Raw genomic sequence first — 13,453 nt, 5'->3', positions numbered from 1 at the left:
ATGAGCTATGACGACCGCTACGGAGCAGACATTTTTCAGGGTCATGCGCGACGCAAGCGCCCGACCTACCCGGAGATGCCGGCAAAGCCCGGGATCATCGTCGAGATCGTGGGCAACGACTTCGTTGGGGCCGTCATCGGCTTCGAGCGCACTTACGACGGCGACTTCGTCCGCCTCGAAGACCGCTACGGCACCGAACGACTGTTTAAGATGCTGCCCGGCGCGTTCATGGTGGAGGGACAGCGCGTCACGCTCACCCGCTACGTGCCCAAGCGGGACTCCGGGCCGAAGCGCTCCAACTCGGGGTCCCGCAAAGTTGAAAATGTCCGCGCGAAGGTGGCCATGCCGAGCCGGATCTGGGTCGAGGGCATTCACGACGCCGCGATTGTGGAAAAGGTCTGGGGCCACGACCTCCGCGTCGAAGGCGTCGTCGTGGAGTACCTCGAAGGGTTGGACAACCTCCAGGCGCGCCTCGACGAGTTTCAGCCGGGGCCTGGGCGCCGAATCGGTGTGCTCGCAGACCACCTTATCGAGGGCACGAAGGAGTCGCGCCTGGTCCGCAACGTCGGCGAACACGTGCTCGTGACGGGGCACCCATACATCGACATTTGGGCCGCGGTGAAGCCGGAGAAGCTGCGGATCCCCGCCTGGCCAGACGTGCCGTACGGGGAGGACTGGAAGACGGGCGTGTGCAAACGCCTCGGCTGGTCGGACCCGAAGGATGGGTGGCGCCGCGTGTACTCGGCGGTGGAGACGTTCCGCGATCTCGACTCCACCCTGATCGGCGCGGTAGAACGGCTCGTCGACTTTGTCACTAACCCAGAGTTATCCAAAGAGGATCTGTAAGTTCCTGTAACCTCAGACACGTGGGAGCACTCATTTGGTTTGTCGCAGCAGCTGTCCTCGCCGGCCTTGAATTGGCGGTGGGTGAGTTCACGCTACTCATGCTCGGGGCCGGCGCACTCACTACCGCCGGCGTGGCACTGGCCGGGGTTCCGCTGTGGGCGGAAGTCCTCACGTTCGTCGCCTCCTCGGCGGCGTTCTGGTTTTTCTTGCGGCCTTACCTGCACAAGCGCTACCACCAGCCGAAGGTGTACGACGATTCCCCGCGGGCCCTGGTGGGGCAGCGCGCGGAAGCGCTCGAGGCCTTCGGCCCCACCGGCGGCCAGGTCCGGATGGACGGTTCCATCTGGTCAGCGAGGTCGCTGGATCCGGCGGACACGATCGTCGCCGGCGATATTGTCACAGTGGCAGACATTGACGGCCCTGTCGCGGTCGTCTGGAAGGAACGTTAGATGGGCCCAACTATTGTCCTCGTCGTCATCATTGCGCTGGTGGCGGCACTCCTCTTCGCATCGGTGAAACTGATTCCACAGGGTGAAGCCGCGGTGATCGAGCGGCTTGGCCGCTACACCCGCACGGTCTCCGGTGGCTTGACCCTCCTCATCCCGTTCATTGACTCCGTGCGTGCACGCGTGGACACCCGTGAGCGCGTCGTGTCCTTCCCACCGCAGGCCGTGATCACGCAGGACAACCTCACCGTCGCCATCGACACGGTGGTCACGTTTCAGATCAACGATCCCGCCAAGGCCATCTACGGCGTGGACAACTATCTTGTCGGCGTGGAGCAGATTTCTACCGCCACACTGCGCGACGTGGTTGGGGGCATGACGCTTGAAGAGACGTTGACCTCCCGCGAAACCATCAACCGCCGCCTGCGCGGCGAACTTGACGCGGCCACCGGCAAGTGGGGCCTTCGTATCAGCCGAGTTGAGCTTAAGGCCATTGAACCGCCGCCGTCGATCCAGCAGTCCATGGAGATGCAGATGAAGGCGGACCGAGAAAAGCGCGCAATGATCCTCACCGCAGAGGGCAAGCGCGAATCCGACATCAAAACTGCCGAGGGCGAGAAGCAAGCGCGCATCCTCTCCGCCGAGGGCGAGAAGCACGCCGCCATTCTGAACGCGGAGGCGGAGCGTCAGGCTATGATCCTGCGCGCAGAGGGCGAGCGCGCCGCGAAGTACTTGGCCGCACAGGGCGAGGCACGCGCGATCCAGAAGGTCAACGCGGCCGTGAAGTCCTCCGGCGTCACACCGGAACTCCTGGCGTACCAGTACCTGGAAAAGCTGCCCAAGATCGCGGAGAACGAGGCAGCCACGATGTGGATGATCCCGTCCCAGTTCGGCGATTCGCTGCAGCAGTTTGCGCAGGCGTTCGCGGGCAAGGGCGAGGACGGCGTGTTCCGCTACGAACCGGCAAACGTGGATGAGGAAACCAAGGAGATGGCGGAGACGGAAAACACGGACTCCTGGTTCGACACCTCGACCGACCCGGAGCTGGCCAAGGCGCTCGCCGAGGCCCGCGCGGTAGCCAACAAGCACGTCGACGACCCAGATCCTACGCAGGACACCCCGCAGGTGGCCCCGGGAAGCAGTCGCCGTGAACTCGGTACGGGCCCGCAGGATCCGCTGCCGGCCGACGAACCGAATCGCCCGTACCAGGGGTAGCGCATCAAGCGCTTTGCGACGCCTGCGTGAGCAGGTTTAGCGCCAGCTTCCACCCCGACTGCTCCGCCTGCCAGCCGGCGGCCTGCAGCCGCTGGCTCATCGCCTGCTTGGAGATGCCCAGCTCCGCAGCCGCTTCGTTCTGATTGAGGCCGCCTCGCACCAGCGAGGTGGCTTCTCGGCCTTCCAGGGTGCGCTTGTGCAGCACATACCCCAGGAGCGCGAACGTCGCCTCGATGTCGTTTGCGGAGGTGCCGGGGTCCGGCGTATCCACCACGACCTTCACCTGCGCGGGTCGCGTGCCCACCGCGTCTGTCGCCGCGAAGACGGCGCGTCCGTGTCCCGTGATCCCCAGGCCGATGGCCCAGTCGCCGTCGGAGAGTAGCGCCATGATCACGTTGAGCGCGTGCTCGGGCCCGACGACATCGGCGCGGATGTCCTCCACGCTGCACAATTCAAACTCGCCGACGCCAGGCAGCGTCGCGAGCGCCTCAGCCGAGCGCCGCACGACCTCGGCGCGCGCCTTATCCCTTCCCCGGTATCTCGCGTGGACTGCAATCATGACCGAAATGTTACGCCTGGTCTACGTTCAGGCCTTTACTTTTCGGGGTGGGCGTGTCGCGGGTGGGCAGGGTGGCGTCGATAAGCAAGCCCCCGACGCCCAGCACTGCTAACACGACAACGGCGACGATGACCCACGGGTTGGCGTGGCCCGTGAGCGTGTCTCCGAAGACTGCGACGAGCACCGTGTTGGGCGCGGAGCCGATCAGTGTGGCGATGGCGAAGGGGAGGACGCGTACGCGGGTGAGCGCTGCTGCGTAGTTCATGATGGAGAATGGGACTCCAGCGATCATGCGCAGGCTGGTCACGGCCAGCCAGCCGCGCTGCTCCAGGCGCGCGTTTATCTTTTGCACGGCGGGGTGGGTGAGGCGGGGCTCGACCCAGCCGCGCAGCAGGAAGCGGACGATGAGCAGTGAGATCACTGCGGCGACCGTGGTCGCCGTCAGTGAGAGCGCGATGCCGAGCCCGGTGCCGAAGAGGATGCCCGCAGACAGCGTCATGACCGTCCGCGGGATGGGGAACTGCGTGATGAGTACATAGAGCAGCCAGAAAACGAGCGGGAACCAGGGGCCGGTCGATTCCGCCCACGTGCGGAGCGTGGCGAGGGAGGGGACGTCCAGGAGCCACCACGCCGCCACGAACCCCACCGCTGCGAGTACGATGAGCGCGATCCGACCGGTTGAGGGGCGCGCTGTAGGTTGACGCTGCGCCACCGCCGAACCTCCTTGTATAAAAAGAAAACCGGCCTCCATTGTAGGAGGCCGGTCGGTTGTGCCCGAGGGGGGACTTGAACCCCCACGTCCGTTAATAGGACACTAGCACCTCAAGCTAGCGCGTCTGCCATTCCGCCACCCGGGCCGGGTGTTTCAGCCTCTCGGCTGGGCACTTGAAACACTATAAGGTGCACGACGTAAAACACACAAATCGCCTGCACAACAGCGCTTTTTTAGGGCGCGATGGGCACAATTGCGCTTCCAAACCACACCCTTGGCATTCTGCCGCTCCCGCCCATCACGCATCACGCCGTGATCACACAGAGCATTTGGTGAAAGTCATGGCGAAAGTCACAGCGCTGGGGTAGAAATATCTGTATGACTGCTTCCTACGTTTCAGACCGTTTTCCCGGCCCGGACCCGTACGCAGCGTTGAAGGACCTGCCGTCGTTCCCGCTTAGCTCCACCGACTTCGAGGATGGCGCCGAGCTGCCCGACGCCCTGGTCGGCGACGATGCCACGTCGCCTCAGCTGGCCTGGTCCGATCTTCCGGAGGGGACGAAGTCCCTGGCCATTACGTGCTACGACCCGGACGCGCCGACAACCTCTGGTTTTTGGCACTGGGCCGCGTTCAACATTCCGGTGAGCACGCAGTCCATTGCGACCGGTGATGCGTCCAAGGAGGACTTGGGCGTCGGTGCGATCCAGCTGGTTGGTGATTCGGGCGCGCCCGGTTTCTACGGCGCGAACCCGCCTGCGGGGCACGGCCCGCACCGCTACCTGTTCGCGGTGCACGCGGTGGACGTGGAGGAGCTGCCGGCGGACCAGATCGCGAACCCGACGCAGCTCGGCTTCAACCTGTACTTCCACAGCGTGGGCCGCGCGATCGCGTGGGGCTGGACCGAGACCAAGTAGACCGATCCGTCATGGCCCCGCTCCAACTTCGCGTCGGCGGAGCGTTTATCACGCTCGCCGCCGCGCTTTTCCTCTTTACGATTCTCTCGGTCTTGCGTGGCGAGGAGCTCTTTGCCCTCACACTCCAAACCCTGACCGTCCTCATCGCTGCAGTGATCATCGGCGCGTTCGCCACGGTGAGCACCTCGCACGAAGGATCGCGCACGCAGGTCGTCGCGCTCATTGTCGCGCTCGTGCTCATCGGTTTGGGCGTCGCGTTGCCTACACACACGCTCTTCTACACGCAGACGTACTGGCCCGCCCTGTGGGGCGTCGCAGCGCTACTCTGCGCGATCGTGCTGCGACGCACTACGCGCCCGCGGGCGTAAGCGGGGGGAGCGACTACCGCAGGTAGGGCAGCTCGCTGCCCACCGCCTGCGCGATGTTTTCCAGCCCGTGGGCGCGCACCTGCGCAGCGATCCCGCGGTGAATACGGCTGATCCAGGCCGGACCACCGTAGATGAACCCGGTGTAGCCCTGGAGAAGGCTGGCGCCCGCGGCGATGCGCTCCCACGCCTGCTCCGGCGTGGAAATACCGCCAACGCTCATGAGCGTCAGCTGGTCGCCCACGCGCGCGTGCAGCCGGCGCAGGACCTCAAGGGCGCGATCGTTCAGCGGCGCGCCTGAAATGCCACCGGCGCCCATCGCTTCCACCTCATCCGCGGGGGTGCGCAGCCCCTCGCGCGAAATAGTCGTGTTGGTGGCCACGATGCCGGCGAGCCCCAGCTCCACGGCCAGGTCGGCGACCGCGTCGATGTCCTCGTCGGAGAGGTCCGGGGCGATCTTGACCAGCACCGGAGTGTCGGTGGACTCTGCAACGACGGAGAGAATCGGGCGCAGCTCCTCAACCGCCTGGAGGTCGCGCAGGCCGGGTGTGTTTGGCGAGGACACGTTTACCACCAGGTAGTCGGCGTGTGGCCCAAGCACGGTGGCGCCAGCCCGGTAGTCCGCCACCGCGTCAGTCGCCGTCTTGTTCTTGCCGATGTTGATGCCCACAATGTCGTCCGACTTCCGGGCGTCCAGGTTCAGCGCGGCGGGCAGGGCGCCGTCGTTGTTGAACCCCATGCGGTTGAGGATCGCCTTGTCCGCGGGGAGGCGGAACAGGCGCGGAGCCGGGTTACCGGGCTGTGCCTTCGGCGTGACCGTCCCGACCTCCGCGTAGCCGAAGCCGAGCGCGCCCCACGCGTCGAGGGACGACGCGTTCTTGTCAAAGCCGGCGGCAAGGCCCAGCGGCGCGGGGAAACGAACGCCGAAGCACTCCTGCTCGAGCGCGGAGTCGTGCACGCGCACCACGCGCTCGGCGAGTCGGTTCACCGGGCTCGCCACGTGCAGCGCGCGCAAGCCTGCGTTGATGATTCCGTGAATGCGCTCGGGCGGAAGGAGGAACATCGCCTTCAGCGCGGCGGCGTACGCTGCGTCGTAGGCCGTTTCGGAAGCCTTGGTCAGTTGCGTACCGCTGGGCAGGGAGTGCATTGCTTTCTGGAGAAACGTCATGATTAACCCTCGTTGTGCTGGGAGGAAGGAGACTGTTGGGGCGGGGCGTCCGCCGCCGCGGTTGCCGCCGGCAGTGCGTCGAGGTGGAGCTCGTCCGGCCCAACGACCTGGAGGCCACCGCCGGAGGCGGAGGCGATGAGCAGCGTGGCGTCGTCAAGCGTGGCAATGCTCTGCGCATCGCCCACCGTAGCCAGCTCGCCCCGCTGAAGCGGAACGCCGCGCGAAATGTCGTAGCCGGTGGCGGTGTTGTTCGCCGTGGACGCGACCCACGCGAGCTGGTTGTGGGCGTCCCAGGCGACGTCCCACGGGCTTTCCGGGGCTGGGGCCATCTGGTGCAGGCGGATGATGTCGTCCGTGGTGTAGACGAGCAGCTGGTCGCCCGTGGCATCGGCGGCAAGCAGCAGACCATTCGCCCCGGCGGCGATCTTGCCCACACCGAGACCTGCGCGCAGTGTGCCGCCCTGGCGCCCGTTGCCCCAATCGATGTCCTGGACGGTGGTGTCGAAGCGGTTGGTACGCACGACGCTGTCCGCCTGGCCGTCGACGGGTACGGCCTGGAGCTGGTCGGTCTCGCGCGCCACCGAGAAGGTGTCCGCGAGCTCGCCGTCGCGGTAGAGCCAGACGTCGCGCTCGCTGTTGCTGCCGGCGAGTACGTCGCCACTGGAGGTCACCGTCGCGGACGTCACGTGTTCTTCCACATCGAGCGCGTCCGCCTGCTCCGGATGGTCGGCGTGCACCAGCATGATCGAGTTGCCGCAGCCCAGCGCGAAGGTGCCCGCGTTTGCAGAGACGTCGCCGCACTCGCGGGCAAGTGGGTGCGCGGTGGCGCTGCCGTCCTGCAGCTGCGCGAGCGTGCCCACCGTGAGTTCGTTGGCGGTGCGGACGGCGATCACACCATCGGTCGTATCGAGGTCTTCGATCGCGTCGAAGGGGAGGACCTCCCCGGCGAAGTCTAAGGCCTGCGGCGACGGATCGGGCGTCGCGTTGCCCATGCTTTCTTCCAGCTGGTCACCCGTCACATCCGAACCGCAGGCGCTGAGCGCCAAGGACGTCGCGGCCGCGATCGCAACGGCAATTCTCTTTCCGTGTTTCACAACCCTTTACCCTAGCAACCTGCTAGCTTTACCCCGGCCGTGTGTGTTCGGTCCCAGCAGCCACCGACGGGTAGTGTGTTCTGCCATGACTGATCCGACACAGTTGGCCGAATCCATGTCCTGGGTTCAGGTCATCGTCCTCTCCATCGTGCAGGGGCTCACCGAGTTCCTCCCTGTCTCTTCGTCCGGGCACCTCCGCATCGTCTCGCAGCTCTTCTGGGGCGAAGACGCCGGCGCGAGCTTCACCGCCGTCATCCAGCTGGGGACCGAGCTCGCGGTCCTGGTCTACTTTGCCAAGGACATCTGGCGCTACCTCTCCGGCTGGTTCGTCGGCCTTGCCAACAAGGACAAGCGCGGTTTTGACTACCGCATGGGTTGGATGGTCATCGCCGGCACCATCCCCGTCGCGGTGTTGGGCGTCCTGCTCAAGGACCTCATCCGAGACAACTTCCGCAACCTCTGGATTACCGCGACGGTGCTCATCATTTTCTCGCTCGTCTTCATCCTTGCGGAGCGCCGCGGCACCAAGACCCGCGGCTTCGAGGACCTGACCATGAAGGACGCCGTGCTCATGGGCTTCTGGCAGTGCCTCGCGCTGATCCCGGGCGTCTCCCGCTCCGGCGGCACCATCTCCGGCGGCCTGTTCCTCAACCTCGAGCGCGAGGTGGCCACCCGTTTTAGCTTCCTGCTCGCCATCCCCGCAGTGCTCGCGTCGGGCCTCTTTTCGCTTCCCGACGCCTTCAACCCCGAAAGCGGACAAGCCGCCAGCGGCAGCCAACTCCTCATCGGTTCCGCCATCGCGTTTGTGCTTGGCTACATCTCCATCGCCTGGCTGCTGAAGTTCGTGTCCAACCACTCCTTCGCCTGGTTCGCCGCGTACCGCATCCCGCTCGGCCTCGTGGTCATGCTGCTGCTGGGAACCGGCGTGATGGCGGCCGGCTAGGAGCCGTGGGACCAACGCACAGCGTCGATTAGCGGCGCCCCCGGCAGCAGTGGGTAGGGTAGTGGCCATGCAATCCTGGCCTACTCCTCATGTCGCTGCTGTGGCTGGCATCCCTCGCCCCCTGCAGCTGTACGACACCGCGGATCAACACGTTCACGCCGTCGACGTCACGCCGAACGCCAACGGAGAGGTGGGCATGTACGTCTGCGGCATTACCCCGTACGATTCCACGCACCTCGGGCATGCCGCGACCTACCTGACCTTTGACCTTGTGCACCGACAGCTGCTGGCCAACGGCCACAAGGTGCACTACGTCCAGAACGTCACCGACGTGGACGACCCCCTCTTCGAGCGCGCGGATCGTGACGGCGTGGACTGGCGCGAGCTCGGCCGCAGCCAGATTGCCCTGTTCCGCAGTGACATGGAGGAGCTCTCCGTGATCCCGCCGCGCGACTTCATCGGCGCAATGGAAGCTGTCGACGAAGTTGCCGCCATGGTGCAAACGCTGTTGGACAACGGTTCCGCATACCGCCTCGACCAGGGCGACGTGTACGCGTCCATTCACGCCACCGAGCAATTTGGCTATGAGTCCAACTACGACCGCGCCACGATGGAAACCTTCTTTGCAGAGCGCGGCGGCGACCCCGACCGCGAAGGCAAGCAGGATACGCTCGACGCACTGGTGTGGCGCGGCCCCCGTAAGGGCGAGCCCGCGTGGCAGACCAAGATCGGCCCGGGGCGCCCCGGATGGCACGTCGAGTGCTCCGCGATTGCCACGAACCGGCTGGGGCACACGTTTGCCATCCAGGGCGGCGGTTCGGACCTTGCCTTCCCGCACCACGAGTTCTCCGCCGCGCACGCGGAGGCGGCCTACGCGGAACCGCGCATGGCGGGCCACTATGTGCACTCGGGCATGATCGCCCTCAACGGCGTGAAGATGTCCAAGTCGCTGGGCAACCTCGTGTTCGTGCACAAGCTGACCGCGCAGGGGCACAGCGCCGCCGCGATCCGACTCGCCGTGTTTGCCGGGCACTACCGCGAGGACCGCGACTTTTCCTACCGCGGCCTCGAGGCTGCTGAGCAGCGCCTGGCCCGCTGGCAGGAGCGACTCGCGCAGCCCGTCACGGAGGCGGAAGCGCTGGCCAACGTCAACGAGCTGCGCACCGCGCTGGCGGACGACCTGGACACCCCGCGCGCCCTGCGGGTGTTGGACATGGCCCGCGGCGACTACGACAACATCCTGGTGAACGCGATCGACGGCCTGCTCGGGGTGCGCGTTTTCGCGTAGTCGATCACAATGGGAAGCATGACGCAACCAGAGACCTCGATCCGCGCCCGACTGCAGCCGGACGTTGACCAGTTCATCGATGACCTCCGCACCTTTGCCACCGGCTCCTACCTGCAAGAAAGCGACAAGGAGCTGTGGGAGCAGCCGTTCGACCCGGAGGCGCTGCCGGAGCTCAAGCAGATCATCGAGATGTTCCTTGACGCATTCGACCTCATTGAGCCGTCCCCGGACGGAGAACGGTTGAAGGCGCTCGTGCAGCCGTTTTACGGCAACCTGGAGCAGTTCAACGCCAAGCACGAGTACGCGGTGCTGGAACCGGAGGAGAAGTCGGAGCTTACGGACGTGGTCCGTCGCGCCGCAATCGCTTCCGGCGCGGACGATGAGGCGCTCGGGGAGCTGCCCGACTTTGAGTAGCGCGACCGCCGCTCCAGCAGCCATCTTCTGGGACATGGACGGCACTCTCATCAACACCGAACCCCTCTGGGCGGAGGCCACGTTCGAACTCTCGGAGAAACTCGGACGCAGGCTGTCCCCTGAAGAACGCAAGAAGACCGAGGGCGCGAGCTTCGCGGAATCTCTGGGCATCTGCGCGAGGTGGGCGGGCTACGAGCTTACCAACGGCGAGCAGGACGAACTCCGCGCCTGGATGTACCAGCGCATGGCCGAGAAGTTGGCCGGCGGTATCGAACTCAACCCGGGCATCCGCCCCCTGCTCGAACAGCTGCGCGCTGCCGGGGTGCCCATGTTTGTCACAACGAACACGGAGCGCGCCCTGGCGGACCGCTGTATCGCGGCCATCGGCACGGCACTGTTCACGGACTCCATCACGGGCGACGAGGTCACCCGCCCCAAGCCGGCACCCGACATGTACGAAGAGGCAGCGCGCCGGGTTGGTGCTCCCACCGCGGAGTGTCTCGTGGTGGAGGACTCCTGGACTGGCATGTCCGCCGCCGCGGCGTCCGGGTGCCGCGTCCTCGGGCTCGGCGACCCGGTCCCGAGCGGGGTCTACCAATTCGACCCGGCTCGCTTTGTTGGCGCCACCGCGGAGGATCTCTTTTCCTGGTTTGCCACGGCGGCGCGCGAGGTCCGCTAAGGTTTGAAGGCGTGAAATCCTTCGATGATCTTTTCGCAGAACTGACCCAAAAGACCGCGGACCGCCCGGCTGAGTCCGGCACGGTTGACGCCTTGGACAAGGGCGAGCATTTCATTGGGAAGAAGATCATCGAGGAAGCCGGCGAGGTCTGGATCGCCGCCGAATACCAGTCGGACGAGGAGCTGGCCGAAGAGATGAGCCAGCTGCTCTATTGGACTCAGGTGATGATGCTCAAGCGCGGCCTCACCCCGGACGACCTGTACAAGTACCTCTAGATCCCCAGCGGAGAACCACCCATGGAGAAGTCGTTGATCAAGCTCGCCGTTCCAAATAAGGGTTCGCTCTCGGAGCACGCGCTGCAGGTGCTCAAGGAGGCCGGGTACAAGGGCCGCGGCGCGAACAAGGCGCTCAATATTGTTGACGAGCCCAACGGCGTCGAGTTCTTCTTCCTCCGCCCGAAGGACATCGCCATCTACGTTGCCCAGGGCCACCTCGACCTGGGAATTACCGGCCGCGACCTCGCCGCAGACTCCCGCGCGCAGGTCGAGGAAGTCCTGGACCTCGGGTTCGGCTCCTCCACCTTCTGCTTTGCCGCGAAGCAGGGCGAGCAGTGGGCGGTCGAGGACCTCGCAGGCAAGCGCATCGCCACCTCCTACCCGCACCTCGTGGAGGACTACCTCGCCCAGCGCGGGATTACCCCCAGCCAGGTCATCCGCCTCGACGGGGCAGTGGAGATCTCAATCAAGCTCGGCGTCGCCGACGTGATCGCGGACGTCGTCTCCACGGGCGCCACCCTCCGCCAGCAGGGGCTCGCTCCGTTCGGCGAGCCGATTATTTCCAGCGCGGCGGTCGTCGTGAAGCGCCAGGGCATGCAGCTTGACGACGCCCACGTGAAGGTTCTCAACCGCATCGAGGGCATCCTCAACGCGCACAACTACCTGATGATCGACTACAACGTCTGCCGCGATAACCTCGACGCGGTCCTGGCGCTGACCCCGGGTATCACGGGGCCGACGGTCTCGCCGCTGTCGCGCGAGGACTGGGTCGCGGTCCGCGCGATGGTCCCGCGCGCGACGGCTAACCAGGTGATGGATCAGCTCGCTGAGCTGGGCACAGAGGGCACGATTGCCACCGAGCTGCGCATCGCGCGCCTCTAGTTTTCACCCCCGAAGCGGGCAAATGACGAACGGTAAGAGTCCGTTCCGTACGATGGTCCGCATGACGACTCGCAAAGAAGAAGACCTGCTCGGCACGATGGACGTCCCGGCGGACGTCTACTACGGCATCCACACCCTGCGCGCCATGGAGAACTTCCAGATCTCCAGCGAAACGATCAATGATGTGCCCGATTTTATTCGCGGCATGGTGCAGGTGAAAAAGGCTGCGGCGCTGGCCAACCGCCGCCTGCATGCGCTGCCCAAGGCGAAGGCGGAGGCGATCGTGTGGGCCTGCGACCAGATCCTGGAAGAAGGGCGCTGCATGGACCAGTTCCCGATCGACGCGTTCCAGGGCGGCGCCGGCACCTCGGTGAACATGAACACCAACGAGGTCGTGGCGAACCTTGCGCTGGAGCACATTGGCAAGGACAAGGGCGATTACAGCGAGATCAACCCGAACGACGACGTGAACATGTCGCAGTCGACGAACGACGCGTACCCGACCGGCTTCCGCCTCGGCTTGTACTACGCCGTCCAGGGCCTCATCGAGGAATTCGACCTCCTGCAGAAGGCGTTCCGCGCCAAGGGCGATGAGTTTGCAGACATCATCAAGATGGGCCGTACGCAGCTCCAGGACGCCGTCCCGATGACGCTGGGGGAGGAGTTCACCGCCTTCGGCGAGAACCTGGGCGAGGAGAACCGCACGTTGGTCAACGCCGCGAACGTGCTCCTGGAGATCAACCTCGGTGCGACCGCCATCGGCACCGGCATCAACACGCCGAAGGGCTACCGCGACCAGGTTGTTGCGGCGCTGCGCGAGGTCACCGAGCTGGAGATCCAGGCGTCCCCGAACCTAATCGAGGCGACCTCGGACACCGGCGGCTACGTCATGATGCACGGCGCGATCAAGCGCGCTGCGATGAAGATGTCCAAGATCAGCAACGACCTGCGCCTGCTGTCCTCCGGGCCGCGCGCCGGCCTCAACGAGATCAACCTGCCGGAGCGACAGGCCGGCTCGTCGATCATGCCGGCGAAGGTGAACCCGGTCATCCCCGAGGTAGTCAACCAGGCTTGCTTCAAGGTGTTTGGCAACGACCTCACCGTCTCCATGGCGGCGGAGGCCGGCCAGCTGCAGCTCAATGTGATGGAGCCGGTGATCGCGCAGTCACTGTTCAGCTCGATTTCGCTGCTCTCCAACGCGGCGCGCACGCTGCGCGAGAAGTGCGTCACCGGGATCACCGCCAACAAGGAGGTGTGCGAGGCCTACGTTGCCAACTCGATCGGCATCATCACCTACCTCAACCCGGTGATTGGCCACCACAACGGCGACCTGATTGGCAAAGAGGCCGCGGCGACCGGCCGCGGCGTCCGCGAGCTCGTCCTGGAGAAGGGCCTGCTCAGCGAGGAGGAGCTCGACGCGGTGCTGAGCAAGGAAAACCTCATGCACCCGGAGTACCGCGGGAAGCTCTACGTCGACGAAGACTAGGCCGACAACGAGCACGCCACATTGATCGGGGGTGCGCGGGTGCCGGTGGCGTGGCGTCGATAGGCACAGGCACCCGCGTTGCAGGGGAGGGGCACGCACCGCGAGTTGGAATGGTCGTACCATCCGGGCGATAATGGTACGCGATTTATATTCGTTGAACTCGTGA

16 protein-coding genes and 1 tRNA gene are annotated in these 13,453 nt (G+C 65.4%); 12 read left to right on the top strand and 5 right to left on the bottom strand.

From position 1 onward, the window contains the following. The 3 genes from FPH17_RS00445 to FPH17_RS00435 are packed head-to-tail and all read left to right on the top strand — an operon-like array spanning position 1 to position 2,507. A complete protein-coding gene (locus FPH17_RS00445; protein WP_154878276.1) occupies positions 1-846 on the top strand; it encodes a DUF3097 domain-containing protein in 846 nt (281 codons plus the stop codon). A gap of 20 nt (positions 847-866) precedes the next feature. Further along, positions 867-1,295 carry an NfeD family protein gene (locus tag FPH17_RS00440; RefSeq protein ID WP_154878275.1) on the top strand — a complete coding sequence of 143 codons (429 nt, stop codon included), beginning with the start codon at positions 867-869 and terminating at the stop codon, positions 1,293-1,295. Further along, positions 1,296-2,507: an SPFH domain-containing protein gene (locus FPH17_RS00435; protein WP_154878274.1), complete on the top strand. Its 1,212-nt coding sequence runs from the start codon at positions 1,296-1,298 to the stop codon at positions 2,505-2,507. Positions 2,508-2,511: 4 nt separating this feature from the next. On the opposite strand, the gene FPH17_RS00430 is transcribed toward FPH17_RS00435, so the two are convergent. From FPH17_RS00430 to FPH17_RS00420, 3 genes are all read right to left on the bottom strand, one after another. Next, entirely contained in the window at positions 2,512-3,066 is a 555-nt protein-coding gene (locus FPH17_RS00430; RefSeq protein WP_144716974.1) for a MarR family transcriptional regulator, read from the bottom strand. Between the two features lie 10 nt (positions 3,067-3,076). Next, positions 3,077-3,778: a TVP38/TMEM64 family protein gene (locus tag FPH17_RS00425; RefSeq protein WP_244288029.1), complete on the bottom strand. Its 702-nt coding sequence runs from the start codon at positions 3,776-3,778 to the stop codon at positions 3,077-3,079. A 59-nt stretch (positions 3,779-3,837) separates the two neighbouring features. Further along, positions 3,838-3,923: transfer RNA gene (locus FPH17_RS00420), tRNA-Leu, on the bottom strand. A 233-nt stretch (positions 3,924-4,156) separates the two neighbouring features. On the opposite strand from FPH17_RS00420, the gene FPH17_RS00415 reads away from it, so the two are divergent. After that, complete coding sequence (locus FPH17_RS00415; protein ID WP_154878272.1) at positions 4,157-4,693, top strand: YbhB/YbcL family Raf kinase inhibitor-like protein; 537 nt, start codon at positions 4,157-4,159, stop codon at positions 4,691-4,693. 11 nt (positions 4,694-4,704) lie between these two features. After that, positions 4,705-5,061 (top strand): hypothetical protein, encoded by a 357-nt coding sequence (locus tag FPH17_RS00410; RefSeq protein WP_154878271.1) that lies wholly within the window; start codon positions 4,705-4,707, stop codon positions 5,059-5,061. Between the two features lie 13 nt (positions 5,062-5,074). Here the strand turns inward: FPH17_RS00410 and FPH17_RS00405 are convergent, their stop codons facing one another. After that, positions 5,075-6,205: a quinone-dependent dihydroorotate dehydrogenase gene (locus FPH17_RS00405; protein ID WP_154878569.1), complete on the bottom strand. Its 1,131-nt coding sequence runs from the start codon at positions 6,203-6,205 to the stop codon at positions 5,075-5,077. A 23-nt stretch (positions 6,206-6,228) separates the two neighbouring features. After that, a complete protein-coding gene (locus FPH17_RS00400; protein WP_244288028.1) occupies positions 6,229-7,320 on the bottom strand; it encodes a YncE family protein in 1,092 nt (363 codons plus the stop codon). Between the two features lie 85 nt (positions 7,321-7,405). Between FPH17_RS00400 and FPH17_RS00395 the strand changes: the two genes are divergently transcribed. The 7 genes from FPH17_RS00395 (at position 7,406) to aspA (ending at position 13,287) form a co-directional block, all read left to right on the top strand. Further along, positions 7,406-8,263, top strand: a complete 858-nt coding sequence (locus tag FPH17_RS00395; RefSeq protein ID WP_154878270.1) for an undecaprenyl-diphosphate phosphatase — start codon at positions 7,406-7,408, stop codon at positions 8,261-8,263. Between the two features lie 67 nt (positions 8,264-8,330). Further along, positions 8,331-9,551 (top strand): cysteine--1-D-myo-inosityl 2-amino-2-deoxy-alpha-D-glucopyranoside ligase, encoded by a 1,221-nt coding sequence (gene mshC, locus FPH17_RS00390; protein ID WP_154878269.1) that lies wholly within the window; start codon positions 8,331-8,333, stop codon positions 9,549-9,551. A gap of 9 nt (positions 9,552-9,560) precedes the next feature. Beyond that, complete coding sequence (locus FPH17_RS00385; protein ID WP_154878268.1) at positions 9,561-9,965, top strand: hypothetical protein; 405 nt, start codon at positions 9,561-9,563, stop codon at positions 9,963-9,965. Continuing rightward, entirely contained in the window at positions 9,931-10,644 is a 714-nt protein-coding gene (locus tag FPH17_RS00380; RefSeq protein ID WP_269150538.1) for an HAD family hydrolase, read from the top strand. Before FPH17_RS00385 ends, FPH17_RS00380 begins: the two co-directional genes overlap by 35 nt. Positions 10,645-10,655: 11 nt before the next feature. Then, positions 10,656-10,919, top strand: a complete 264-nt coding sequence (locus FPH17_RS00375) for a phosphoribosyl-ATP diphosphatase (protein ID WP_154878266.1) — start codon at positions 10,656-10,658, stop codon at positions 10,917-10,919. A 33-nt stretch (positions 10,920-10,952) separates the two neighbouring features. Then, positions 10,953-11,801: an ATP phosphoribosyltransferase gene (hisG, locus tag FPH17_RS00370; protein ID WP_154878568.1), complete on the top strand. Its 849-nt coding sequence runs from the start codon at positions 10,953-10,955 to the stop codon at positions 11,799-11,801. A 61-nt stretch (positions 11,802-11,862) separates the two neighbouring features. Further along, positions 11,863-13,287 carry an aspartate ammonia-lyase gene (aspA, locus tag FPH17_RS00365; RefSeq protein ID WP_154878265.1) on the top strand — a complete coding sequence of 475 codons (1,425 nt, stop codon included), beginning with the start codon at positions 11,863-11,865 and terminating at the stop codon, positions 13,285-13,287. The last annotated feature ends 166 nt before the right edge of the window (positions 13,288-13,453 follow it).

This window comes from Corynebacterium gottingense, assembly GCF_007559235.1.
GTDB classification, from domain to species: Bacteria; Actinomycetota; Actinomycetes; order Mycobacteriales; family Mycobacteriaceae; genus Corynebacterium; species Corynebacterium gottingense.
The sequence above is the reverse complement of the archived record's forward strand: the minus strand, read 5'-3'. Positions and strand labels throughout refer to the sequence as shown.

Excerpts from the sequence above, each read along its gene's own strand:
- FPH17_RS00445 (WP_154878276.1), top strand. The coding sequence starts at position 1 with ATGAGCTATGACGACCGCTACGGAGCAGACATTTTTCAGGGTCATGCG.
- FPH17_RS00435 (WP_154878274.1), top strand. The coding sequence starts at position 1,296 with ATGGGCCCAACTATTGTCCTCGTCGTCATCATTGCGCTGGTGGCGGCA.
- FPH17_RS00430 (WP_144716974.1), bottom strand. The coding sequence starts at position 3,066 with ATGATTGCAGTCCACGCGAGATACCGGGGAAGGGATAAGGCGCGCGCC.
- FPH17_RS00415 (WP_154878272.1), top strand. The coding sequence starts at position 4,157 with ATGACTGCTTCCTACGTTTCAGACCGTTTTCCCGGCCCGGACCCGTAC.
- FPH17_RS00410 (WP_154878271.1), top strand. The coding sequence starts at position 4,705 with ATGGCCCCGCTCCAACTTCGCGTCGGCGGAGCGTTTATCACGCTCGCC.
- FPH17_RS00405 (WP_154878569.1), bottom strand. The coding sequence starts at position 6,205 with ATGCACTCCCTGCCCAGCGGTACGCAACTGACCAAGGCTTCCGAAACG.
- FPH17_RS00395 (WP_154878270.1), top strand. The coding sequence starts at position 7,406 with ATGACTGATCCGACACAGTTGGCCGAATCCATGTCCTGGGTTCAGGTC.
- mshC (WP_154878269.1), top strand. The coding sequence starts at position 8,331 with ATGCAATCCTGGCCTACTCCTCATGTCGCTGCTGTGGCTGGCATCCCT.
- FPH17_RS00385 (WP_154878268.1), top strand. The coding sequence starts at position 9,561 with ATGGGAAGCATGACGCAACCAGAGACCTCGATCCGCGCCCGACTGCAG.
- FPH17_RS00380 (WP_269150538.1), top strand. The coding sequence starts at position 9,931 with ATGAGGCGCTCGGGGAGCTGCCCGACTTTGAGTAGCGCGACCGCCGCT.
- aspA (WP_154878265.1), top strand. The coding sequence starts at position 11,863 with ATGACGACTCGCAAAGAAGAAGACCTGCTCGGCACGATGGACGTCCCG.